Source organism: Streptomyces sp. NPDC058457 (genome assembly GCF_042720695.1).
Lineage (GTDB): Bacteria > Actinomycetota > Actinomycetes > Streptomycetales > Streptomycetaceae > Streptomyces.
Window position 1 is genome coordinate 26,610 of record NZ_JBHXLU010000116.1, and the last position, 10,990, is coordinate 37,599.

9 protein-coding genes are annotated in these 10,990 nt (G+C 70.2%); 6 read left to right on the forward strand and 3 right to left on the reverse strand.

Annotation, left to right across the window (positions count from 1 at the left end; translation table 11 throughout):
- The first annotated feature begins 1 nt into the window (after position 1).
- From ACFWPS_RS48105 to ACFWPS_RS48125, 5 genes are all read left to right on the forward strand, one after another.
- Positions 2-1,339 carry a sulfate adenylyltransferase subunit 1 gene (locus tag ACFWPS_RS48105; protein WP_383719095.1) on the forward strand — a complete coding sequence of 446 codons (1,338 nt, stop codon included), beginning with the start codon at positions 2-4 and terminating at the stop codon, positions 1,337-1,339.
- Between the two features lie 231 nt (positions 1,340-1,570).
- Positions 1,571-2,680: an aliphatic sulfonate ABC transporter substrate-binding protein gene (locus ACFWPS_RS48110; protein ID WP_383719098.1), complete on the forward strand. Its 1,110-nt coding sequence runs from the start codon at positions 1,571-1,573 to the stop codon at positions 2,678-2,680.
- Between the two features lie 35 nt (positions 2,681-2,715).
- Positions 2,716-3,501, forward strand: coding sequence for an ABC transporter ATP-binding protein (locus ACFWPS_RS48115; protein ID WP_383719101.1), 786 nt, complete (start codon positions 2,716-2,718; stop codon positions 3,499-3,501).
- Entirely contained in the window at positions 3,488-4,366 is an 879-nt protein-coding gene (locus ACFWPS_RS48120; protein ID WP_383719103.1) for an ABC transporter permease, read from the forward strand. The genes ACFWPS_RS48115 and ACFWPS_RS48120 overlap by 14 nt, the downstream gene beginning before the upstream one ends.
- A 5-nt stretch (positions 4,367-4,371) precedes the next feature.
- On the forward strand, positions 4,372-5,112 hold the full coding sequence (locus ACFWPS_RS48125) for a sirohydrochlorin chelatase (protein WP_383719106.1): 741 nt from the start codon (positions 4,372-4,374) through the stop codon (positions 5,110-5,112).
- A gap of 188 nt (positions 5,113-5,300) precedes the next feature.
- On the opposite strand, the gene ACFWPS_RS48130 is transcribed toward ACFWPS_RS48125, so the two are convergent.
- Both ACFWPS_RS48130 and ACFWPS_RS48135 read right to left on the reverse strand, forming a co-directional pair.
- Complete coding sequence (locus tag ACFWPS_RS48130) at positions 5,301-6,320, reverse strand: ketopantoate reductase family protein (protein WP_383719108.1); 1,020 nt, start codon at positions 6,318-6,320, stop codon at positions 5,301-5,303.
- 52 nt (positions 6,321-6,372) lie between these two features.
- A complete protein-coding gene (locus ACFWPS_RS48135; RefSeq protein WP_383719111.1) occupies positions 6,373-6,924 on the reverse strand; it encodes a DUF1697 domain-containing protein in 552 nt (183 codons plus the stop codon).
- Between the two features lie 381 nt (positions 6,925-7,305).
- On the opposite strand from ACFWPS_RS48135, the gene ACFWPS_RS48140 reads away from it, so the two are divergent.
- On the forward strand, positions 7,306-9,564 hold the full coding sequence (locus ACFWPS_RS48140; protein WP_383719113.1) for an MMPL family transporter: 2,259 nt from the start codon (positions 7,306-7,308) through the stop codon (positions 9,562-9,564).
- 272 nt (positions 9,565-9,836) lie between these two features.
- Here the strand turns inward: ACFWPS_RS48140 and ACFWPS_RS48145 are convergent, their stop codons facing one another.
- Complete coding sequence (locus ACFWPS_RS48145) at positions 9,837-10,895, reverse strand: RNA-guided endonuclease InsQ/TnpB family protein (RefSeq protein ID WP_383719116.1); 1,059 nt, start codon at positions 10,893-10,895, stop codon at positions 9,837-9,839.
- Positions 10,896-10,990 lie beyond the last annotated feature (95 nt).

The following is a 10,990-nucleotide window of genomic DNA, read 5'->3' on the forward strand; positions in this document are numbered from 1 at the left end:
CATGAGCACCAGCACCACGGAACTCGGCCTCGCCGAGACGACCCTGCTGCGGTTCGCCACCGCCGGCTCCGTCGACGACGGCAAGTCCACCCTCGTCGGACGGCTGCTGCACGACTCCAAGTCGGTCCTCACCGACCAGCTGGAGGCCGTCGAGCGCGCCTCCGCCAGCCGCGGCCAGGACGCTCCCGACCTCGCCCTCCTCACCGACGGCCTGCGCGCCGAGCGCGAGCAGGGCATCACCATCGACGTGGCGTACCGCTACTTCGCCACCCCGAAGCGCCGGTTCATCCTGGCCGACACGCCCGGCCATGTGCAGTACACCCGCAACATGGTCACCGGCGCCTCCACCGCCGAGCTGACCGTGGTCCTGGTCGACGCCCGCAACGGGGTCGTCGAGCAGACCCGCCGGCACGCCGCGATCGCCGCCCTGCTGCGCGTCCCGCACGTCGTCCTCGCCGTCAACAAGATGGACCTGGTCGGCTACCAGGAGGCGATCTTCGCCGGGATCGCCGAGGAGTTCACGGCGTACGCGACCGAGCTGGGCGTCCCCGAGGTCACCGCGATCCCGATCTCCGCGCTCGTCGGCGACAACGTCGTGGAACCGTCCGCGAACATGGACTGGTACGGCGGCCCCACCGTCCTGGAGCACCTGGAGACCGTCCCGGTCGCCCACGACCTGAGCCACTGCCACGCGCGCCTGCCCGTGCAGTACGTGATCCGCCCGCAGACCGCCGAGCACCCGGACTACCGGGGCTACGCAGGCCAGATCGCGGCCGGCACCTTCCATGTCGGCGAGCCGGTCACGGTCCTGCCGTCCGGTCGTACCACGACGATCTCCGGCATCGACCTGCTCGGCAAGCCGGTCGACACGGCGTGGACCACCCAGTCGGTGACCGTCCTGCTCACGGACGACATCGACGTCTCGCGCGGCGACCTCATCGTGCCGACGAAGGACGCACCGGCGACCACCCAGGACGTCGAGGCGACCGTCTGCCACGTGGCCGACCAGCCGCTGGCCGTCGGGCACCGGGTGCTCCTCAAGCACGGCACCCGCACGGTGAAGGCGGTCGTCAAGGACATCCCGTCCCGCCTCACGCTCGACGACCTGTCCCTGCACCCGCACCCGGGACAGCTCGTCGCCAACGACATCGGCCGGGTGAAGATCCGTACCGCCGAGCCGCTGCCGGTCGACTCCTACGCCGACTCGCGCCGCACCGGCTCGTTCATCCTGATCGACCCCGCCGACGGCACCACGCTCACCGCGGGCATGGTCGGCGAGTCGTTCGCCTCCCCCGAGCCGGTCAAGGACGAGTCCGAAGACGACGGCTGGGACTTCTGACATGACGATGACCGACGTCTACTCGACGTTCGCGAAGGAGGGCGGCCGCGTCGGCAGCGGCGACCTCGGGAGCGGGCAGGGCGGGGTGGCGCGATGTGCGTGCTGACGTACGCGCACTGCCTGCGCGCCCCGGCCCCCCACCCGACGTCCCGGATGCGACGAAGACCTGCCGACCTCCCGGCCACGACCTGAAAGACCGTGACCGCCGGGCCAACGAGAGGAAAGCCTCCCGTGCCTGCCAACCGCTCCAAGCTCCTGCGCCGCGGCATAGCCGCGCTCGCCGCGCTCCCCTTGCTCACGCTCGCCGCCTGCGGGTACGGGTCGGACTCCGACAAGAGCGACACCACCAAGGTCGCCGCCGGGGCCAAGAAGATCGAGGGCCTCGACACCGTCAAGATCGGCTACTTCGGCAACCTGACCCACGCGACCGCGCTGGTCGGCAACCAGAAGGGCTTCTTCCAGAAGGAGCTCGGCGCCACCAAGGCCAAGTACGCCGTCTTCAACGCCGGCCCGTCCGAGATCGAGGCGCTCAACTCGGGCTCGATCGACATCGGCTGGATCGGCCCCTCCCCGTCGATCAACGGCTACACCAAGTCCAACGGCACCGACCTGAAGATCATCGGCGGTTCGGCGTCCGGCGGCGTCAAGCTGGTCGTCAACCCGAAGAAGATCAAGTCGCTGGCGGACGTCAAGGGCAAGAAGATCGCCACGCCTCAGCTGGGCAACACGCAGGACGTGGCGTTCCTCAACTGGGTCGCCGACCAGGGCTGGAAGGTCGACGCGCAGAGCGGCAAGGGTGACGTCACGGTCGTCCGCACCGACAACAAGATCACCCCGGACGCCTTCAAGGCCGGTTCCGTCGACGGCGCCTGGGTGCCGGAGCCGACCGCGTCCAAGCTGGTCGCCGAGGGCGGCAAGGTGCTGCTCGACGAGTCCACGCTGTGGCCCGACAAGAAGTTCGTGATCACGAACATCATCGTGTCGCAGAAGTTCCTGAAGGCGCACCCGAAGGTCGTCGAGGCGGTCCTCAAGGGCTCGGTCGAGACCAACAAGTGGATCAACGCCAACCCGGACGCGGCGAAGGCCTCGGCGAACAAGCAGCTGGCGGTCGACTCCGGCAAGGCGCTGCCCGACGACGTCCTGAACTCGGCCTGGTCGTCCATCAAGTTCACCGACGACCCGCTGGCCTCCACCCTCAACACCGAGGCCCAGCACGCCGTCAAGGCCGGTCTGCTCACCGACCCGCTGCTCAAGAACATCTACGACCTGACGATCCTCAACAAGGTGCTGAAGGCCGACGGCCAGAGCACGGTCGACGCCGCCGGTCTCGGCAGCAGCTGACGCCGGTCCCGACGAGATCCCAGGAGGTGACGACCATGGCCACGACCACGACACTCGCCAAGGCCGACGAGTCGGTCGAGTACGCGGCACGCCTTGAGCATGTCTCGAAGTCCTTCGCGACTCCGGGCGGGCAGCAGCTCGTCCTGGACGACATCACCCTCGATGTCGCGCCGGGTGAGTTCGTCACCCTCCTGGGGGCCTCGGGCTGCGGCAAGTCCACGCTGCTGAACCTGGTGGCGGGGCTCGACCGCCCCACCGCGGGCTCCATCGCGACGGACGGGCGACCCGCCCTGATGTTCCAGGAGCACGCCCTCTTCCCGTGGCTGACCGCGGGCAAGAACATCGAACTCGCACTGAAGCTCAGGGGCGTTGCCAAGAACGACCGCCGTGCCAAGGCCGAGCAGCTGCTCGAACTGGTCCGGCTGAAGGGCGCGTACGACAAGCGCGTCCACGAGCTGTCCGGCGGTATGCGCCAGCGGGCCGCCCTGGCCCGCGCGCTCGCCCAGGAAAGCAGACTGCTGCTGATGGACGAGCCGTTCTCGGCCCTGGACGCCATCACGCGCGACGTCCTGCACGACGAGCTGACCCGGATCTGGGAGGAGACCGGCCTCTCCGTCCTGTTCGTCACGCACAACGTGCGCGAGGCGGTGCGGCTCGCCCAGCGGGTGATCCTGCTGTCGTCCCGGCCGGGCCGGATAGCCCGCGAGTGGGAGGTCGGGATACCGCAGCCGCGCCGTATCGAGGACGCGCCCGTGGCCGAACTGTCCCTTGAGATCACCGATGTACTGCGTGGGGAGATCCGCCGTCATGGCCAGCACTGAGACGACGCCGGCCAAGGACGCCGGAAGTGTCGAGGCCGGCCTCGACGCCCTGGAGACGACGGCCACCAGCCGCCCGACCCTCCGCCAGACCTTCACCGGCAAGATCCTGCCGCCGATCATCGCGCTCGCCGTGGTCCTCGTGGTCTGGACGCTCCTCGTCCCGGTCGTCGACGACCCGTCCAAGCTTCCGTCGCCGGCCGCGGTGGGCGACACGTTCAAGGACGCCTGGCTCAAGGGCGACCTGCTCGGCTACATCTGGACCAGCGTCAGCCGTGGCCTGCTCGGCTTCCTGTTCGCGCTCGTCATCGGCACCCCGCTGGGTCTGGTGGTGGCGCGGGTGAAGTTCGTGCGCGCGGCGATCGGCCCGATCCTGTCCGGCCTCCAGTCGCTGCCGTCGGTGGCGTGGGTGCCGCCGGCCGTGATCTGGCTGGGCCTGAACAACTCGATGATGTACGCCGTGATCCTGCTCGGCGCGGTCCCCTCCATCGCCAACGGACTGGTGTCCGGCGTCGACCAGGTGCCGCCGCTGTTCCTGCGGGCCGGGCGCACCATGGGCGCGACCGGCGTCAAGGGCATCTGGCACGTCGTGCTGCCGGCCGCCATGCCCGGCTATGTGGCGGGTCTGAAGCAGGGCTGGGCGTTCTCCTGGCGCTCGCTGATGGCGGCGGAGATCATCGCGAGCTTCCCCGACCTCGGCGTGGGCCTCGGCCAGCTCCTGGAGAACGCGCGCACCGCCAGCGACATGGCGATGGTGTTCGAGGCCATCATCCTGATCCTGTTCGTCGGCATCGCGATCGACCTGCTGATCTTCAGCCCGCTGGAGCGGTGGGTGCTGCGCAGCCGCGGTCTGCTGGTGAAGAGCTGAGGTCCATGCGTACGAAGCCGGTTCTCCTCGTCATCGCCCACGGCAGCCGTGATCCACGGCATGCGGCGACCGTCCACGCCCTCGTGCGGCGGGTGCGGTCGCTGCGGCCGGGGCTGCGCGTGGAGACCGGCTTCCTGGACTTCAACATCCCGTCCGTGCACGGGGTGCTGGAGTCGCTGGCGGCGGAGGGCGTGCGCGACGTCGTGGCCCTCCCGCTGCTGCTCACCCGTGCGTTCCACGCGAAGGCGGACATCCCGGCCGTGCTGCGGGATGCGCCGCCGCAGCTGCGGATCCGCCAGGCCGAGGTACTGGGCCCGTCCCCGCTGCTCCTGTCGGCCCTCGAACGGCGGCTGTACGAGGCGGGGCTGACCCCCGCCGACAAGGCCTCGACCGGGGTCGTGCTGGCCTCGGCGGGGTCCAGCGACCCGGAGGCGATCGCGGTGATCGCGGACATCGCGCGGGAGTGGCGGCACACCGGCTGGTGCGCCGTGCGGCCCGCGTTCGCCTCCGCCGCCCTGCCCCGCACCGAGGAAGCGGTACGGGAACTGCGGGAACTGGGCTGTGCCCGGGTGGCCGTGGCCCCGTACGTCCTCGCCCCCGGCTTCCTGCCCGACCGGATCGCGCGGGGCGCGGCGGAGGCGGACGTGCTGGCCGAGGTGCTCGGCCCGGCGCCCGAGGTCGCGCGGGTACTGCTGGAGCGCTACGACGCGGCGCGTACCCCGGCCCTGGCGGCCGTGGGGGCCTGAGCGACGGTTCGGTGTTCGCGGTCCGGCGCTCCCCTGTCCGTCGGACCGCGAACAGCCGGCCCGGGGCCGGCTCTCGCAAGCACTGCGCCGTGGCCGGCACTTACTTCTGCGTCGCGTCCGGCAAACGTGTCACACCAGGGGCTTTGCCGGTTCAGGTCCCCAACGAGTTGCCCCTGTGGGGCAGTTGATCAGTCGGCAGCGGTGACGGCGGCCTCGTCGGCCAGCCGGGCCAGTTCCCCGACGGGCATCGCGCCGGGCGCCCGGCGCTCGCGTGCGAACCCGTTGGCCAGTTGCTGGAGCAGGTCGTTGAGCGGGGTCGGCACGCCGTGCAGGCGGCCCAGCAGGGCGATCTCGCCGTTGAGGTAGTCGGCCTCGATGGTGCCGGTGCCGCGGCTGAGGGACTGCCAGGAGGAGCCGCCACCGCGCGGGGCGCCGGCCAGCGGAACCAGGTCCACCTTGTGGCCGCGTACCGCCTTCTGCTCCTCGACGCTCGCGTACGCAATCCCGGCGGCGTCGAGCACGGTCGCGCCCTCGGCCCGCACCCGCCGGAACAGGGTCATGGCAGCGTCGTCGGCGAGGGGACCGGCGACTGCCTCCAGCGCGTTGCCCAGGTTGGACAGCAGCTTGGCGTACTGCCAGCGCGCCACGTCGGGCACGACCGGCGCCTCGAAGTGCGACTTCTCCAGGTCGGCGGCGACCAGCCGGGCGGTCCCGTCAGTGCCGTGCGGATGGCGGCCCAGGTGCAGGATGCCGGTGAGCGGGGCGCCGCCGGCGGAGACGACGCCCGGTTCGACGAAGGTCGACGGCAGCCAGACGCAGACGCCGTAGACGTGCCGGAAGACGCGCAGGGCGAGCCGCTGACCCTCCACGCCGTTCTGGGCGCAGAACAGGGGCAGCAGCTCCGCCGCCGTACCGCCGCCCGCGACCGGCGCCGGCCCCCAGCTCCCCAGGGCGCTCACGGTGTCCTGTGTCTTGACGGCGAGGACGAGTACGTCGTCGGCCCGCAGCTCGCCCAGTTCCCCGGGCCCGGTGACGGCCTGCAGCCGGTACGTGTACTCGCCGTCCGGCACCTTCAGCCGCAGTCCGCCGTCCCGCAGCGCCGCGTGGTGCGCGCCCCGTGCCACCAGGACGACCTCGTGCCCCGCGCCGGCCAGCCGCCCGCCGATCGCACCGCCGACGGCCCCTGCTCCGATGATGATGTAGCGCATGGGACGAGCCTCGCACAGGCGTTGAACCTGCCACTGGGGCAGGGTCTGGGGGTCACGCCTCCCCGGCTGTGAGCTCCACCAGCTTGACGACGGTGTTCCAGTTCCGGGTCGTGGCGATCAGCCCCTTGTGGATCCGGGGCCGGGCCAGCGCCTCGGCGAGCTTGGAGCGGCCGAGGCCGTCCGGGGCGTAGAGGTACAGCGCACGGTCGCCCAGCCGGAACTCCTCGGGGAGGTGGGCGGCCGGGTCGATGTCCGCGTAGCGCTCCGGGGCCACCGGCCCGGAGAGGTAGGTGACGTGGAGCTGCTTGGCCGCCAGCTCGGCGGCCGGGAACGGGCAGGCCTCGACGACCGCCTTCAGGTAGGCGTGGTCGCGCACGAGCACGTCGACGGAGAAGCCGAACCGCTCCTCGATCGCCTTGGCCAGCTCCGCCGCGAGGGACTCGGCGTCCCCGTGGCCGGCGGTGAAGGCGGCCTGCCCGCTCTGCAGATAGGTCTGGACGGAGTCGTACCCCAGGCCGGTCATCAGTGCGCGCAGTTCGGCCATCGGAAGCTTCTTGTTGCCGCCCACGTTGATCCCGCGCAGCAGCGCCGCATACGTCGTCATTCGAACACCTTAGAACGGCCGTCGTGCCCCGTGGGGGTGGGCACGACGGCCGTGCCGGGCAACCGGGTTGCCCGAAACTCTGGCCGATCGGACCGGCCCGGAGCAACTCCTACACGCACCTGTGACTTGTTCAACAAGGTTTCGCAATCACAAAGAGGATCCACGTCGTCGGAAGGGACACCCCTGATCATCACCCCCGAGATGGGTGGATAGATGTAAGGGACCGACATCCTCCCAGGCGACGAGAGGCGGCCGCCGTACTTCACCGGGCAGCACGAGGAGTCGGTCTTATCGGGCCCATACCTTCGAATCGAACGAAGGAAGTCGTGAAGACATCGTGGCGGCCGGGGCCGTCACCGCACACGAGGGGGCATTTCCGTCATGGATCCCGTCAAGGGGAACGGAGAGACGCGGGTGCGGGGGCTGGCCGCCCGGGCCGGCGGCTGGAGCGCCCGGCACCGCTGGGCCGCCGTCGGCATATGGGTGCTGTTCGTCGTCCTGGCGATGGGCCTCGGCTCGGCGGCCGGCCGGGTCGACGTCGACGAGAGCGACCAGCTGAAGGGCGAGACCCACACCGCAGCGAAGATCATCGACGACGCGGGCATCAAGGAACCGGCGAGCGAGACGGTCCTGATCCAGTCGAAGGACCCGTCGGTCAAGGCCACGGACGCCGGGTTCAGGGCCGCCGTCGCGGACGTCATGAAGGCCGTCGACGGCACCGGCAAGGTCACGGACGTCACCTCGCCCTACACCACCGGGACGATCTCGAAGGACGGCCGCAGCGCGCTGGTCCAGTTCGACATGCGCGGCGACTCCGAGACCGCAGGCGACCGGGTCGAACCGGTCCTTGACGCGGTGGCCGGGGTGCAGAAGGCGAACGGCACGCTGCGGATCGAGGAGATCGGCGGCGCCAGCATGAACAAGCAGTACGACGACGCCTTCGGCAAGGACTTCCAGCGGGCCGAGTACTCCGCCGTGCCGGTGGCCTTCGGTATCCTGCTCATCGCCTTCGGCGCGCTGGTGGCGGCCCTGCTCCCGGTCGGTCTCGCGATCACCGCGATCGTGGCGACGATGGGCCTGATGGGCCTGGTCAGCCATCTGCAGCCGATGAGCGACACCGCCAACTCCGTGATGCTGCTGGTCGGCATGGCGGTCGGCGTCGACTACTGCCTCTTCTACCTGCGCCGGGAGCGCGAGGAGCGGGAGGCCGGCCGGGACGCGGGCGCCGCGCTCCGGATCGCCGCCGCCACCAGCGGCCGGGCGATCATCGTCTCCGGTGTCACGGTGTGCGTGGCGATGGCGGGCATGCTCTTCACCGGCCTCGCCGAGTTCGAGGCGATGGGCCTGGCCTCCCTGATGGTCGTCGCGGTCGCCATGGTCGGCTCCGTGACCGTCCTGCCCGCGCTGCTCTCCCTGCTGGGCCCACGCGTGGAGAAGGGCCGCCTCCCCTTCCTGCGCCGCCGCCAGCGGGCCCACGGACCTTCCGAGAGCCGCTTCTGGACGGCCGTGCTGCGGGGCGTGCTCGCCAAGCCGCTGCTCTCCGTGGCCGTCGCGGTCGGCGCGCTGCTCGCGGTCACCGCTCCCGCCCTCGGCATGAAGACCTCGCAGCTCACCCTGGACCAGGAGTTCGGGAACTCGCTGCCGATCGTGCAGACCTACGACCGCGTCAACCAGGCCTTCCCGGGCGGCTCGGAGCCGGCCGAGGTGGTCGTCAAGGCGAAGGACATCAACGCACCCGAGGTACGGCAGGCGCTGACCGACTTCAAGGAGCGGGCGATCAGCTCGGGCGCCTCGCGCGGCCCGATCGACATCAAGCTGCACGACGCGCAGAACGTCGCCCTGATCTCCGTGCCGCTGGTCGGCGGCTCCGACCTGGACAAGGCCGGCAAGAGCCTGGAGAAGCTGCGTGACGAGGTGCGGCCGGCCACGCTCGGCAAGGTCGAAGGCGTGCAGGCGCCGGTGACCGGCAACGTCGCGGGCAACCAGGACTTCAACGACCAGCTGCTCGGCTCCGTGGTCCCGGTCTTCGCCTTCGTCGTCGTCTTCGCCTTCCTCCTGATGCTGCTGTCGTTCCGCTCGCTGACGGTCGCGATCACCTCGATCCTGCTCAACCTGCTCTCGGTGGGCGCCGCCTACGGCATCCTCGTCGCCGTCTTCCAGCACGGCTGGGGCGCCTCGCTGGTGGGCGCGGAGGGTGTCGGCGCGATCGTCACCTGGCTGCCGCTGTTCCTCTTCGTGATCCTGTTCGGCCTGTCCATGGACTACCACGTGTTCGTGGTCTCCCGGATCCGTGAGGCCCGGCTGCGCGGCCGCTCCACCAAGGACGCGATCCAGCACGGGGTGGTCACCACGGCCGGAGTCGTCACCAGTGCCGCCGTCATCATGGTCGCCGTGTTCGCGATCTTCGGCACGCTGTCCATGCAGTCCATGAAGCAGATGGGCGTGGGCCTGGCGGCCGCGGTCCTGATCGACGCGACGGTCATCCGGGGCGTGCTGCTCCCGGCGGTGATGGCACTGCTCGGCGAGCGCAACTGGTACCTGCCGAGCTGGCTGCGCTGGCTGCCGGACCTGACGCACGACGAGTCGCCGGAGGCGGTCGCACCGGCGGCGCGGGGCGAGGACGAGCGGCTGCGCGTCTGAACCGCGCATGCAACACCCTCTGACACAGGGTCCGTTGGTCTCCGGGGGAGCCAGCGGGCCCTGCTCCGCGTGTGCGGATACTCAGCGTTGACAGCGGGCCAGCACCAGATTGCCGCCCTTCTCCAACCGGTGCCGGAGTTCGCCGAGGCCGATGGCCCCGCTGTAGTCCTCCTGGAGGGCCGGAGTGGCCACCTTGTCCTTCCACTCGGGTTGACATGCTCCTCGCTCTGAAGGGCGAGGATTCTGGCCTTCCTTGACTGGTCGCTGTGCCGCTACGCGGCACGGTTTCCGGTCGGGAATCCATGGCTTCCTGTTTCTTCACGCTGTGCCGGGATCACTCCTGGTCTTACCAGCGCTCCGCAGGCCGATACCGCCAGTCCGGCGGCCTGTTTGACGTTGAGTGCGGCATTATGGTCCCGGTCGTGGACGGTGCCGCAGGCGGTACAGGTCCACTCCCGCACGTGCAGGGGTTTGAGTCCGTCCACGGCGCCGCACGTGGAGCAGGTCTGGGAGGTCGGTGTGAACCGGCCGATCCTGACCAGGGTACGGCCGTAACGCTCTGCCTTGTACTCCAGCATGCCGATGAACGAAGACCATCCGGCGTCGTGCACGGACTTGGCCAGCTTCGTGCGGGCCAGAGCCTTCACCGACAGATCCTCCACGGCGATCCCTTGGTTCTCGGAGATCAGCCTGGTGGAGAGCTGGTGGTGGAACTCACGGCGCGCGTCGGCGACTTCGGCGTGGGCGCGGGCGACCTTCAAACGGGCCTTGGCCCGATTCTTCGATCCCTTCTCCTTGCGGGCCAGCTCCCGCTGGGCCTTCTTCAGCTTCTTCTCCGCGCGGCGCAAGAAGCGCGGGGAGTCGATCTTCGTGCCGTCGGACAGGACCGCGATGGGGGTCCCCCCGGACGGAGTCTGGGGGAGGGTGAGGCCGAGGTCGATGCCGATGGTGCGGTCGGTTGCGGGCATGCGCGCTTGGTCGGTGGCGGTGAACCGGATCGACTGCCGAGCGTCCTTGCGGGACTTGAAGCGGGGCGAGCCCAGCTTCGGGCCCTTGCGGGTTCCCCTCTGGGAGGCGAAGAAGTTGCGGTACGCACTCTCGGCGTCCCGCAGGGACTGCTGGAGCACCACCGCGGACACCTCTCCCAGCCAGCACCGCGAGGCGGTCTTCTTCGCCTCGGTGATCAGCTTCCGGGACAGCTCGCCCGCCGTGGGGAACGCCTGTCCGGCCTTGCGGGCGTCCTCACGGGCGCGGACCGCGTCGTTGAACACGACGCGGGCGCACCCGAACGCCCTGGCCAGCGCGGCCTGCTGAGCGGCATCGGGGTACAAGTCGGGTAGCCGGGATGCATTACTGCATCCCGGCCCCCTCAGAACCGTGCGTGCACCTTTCAATGCACACGGCTCAAGCTCGCCCCATGGGCCAG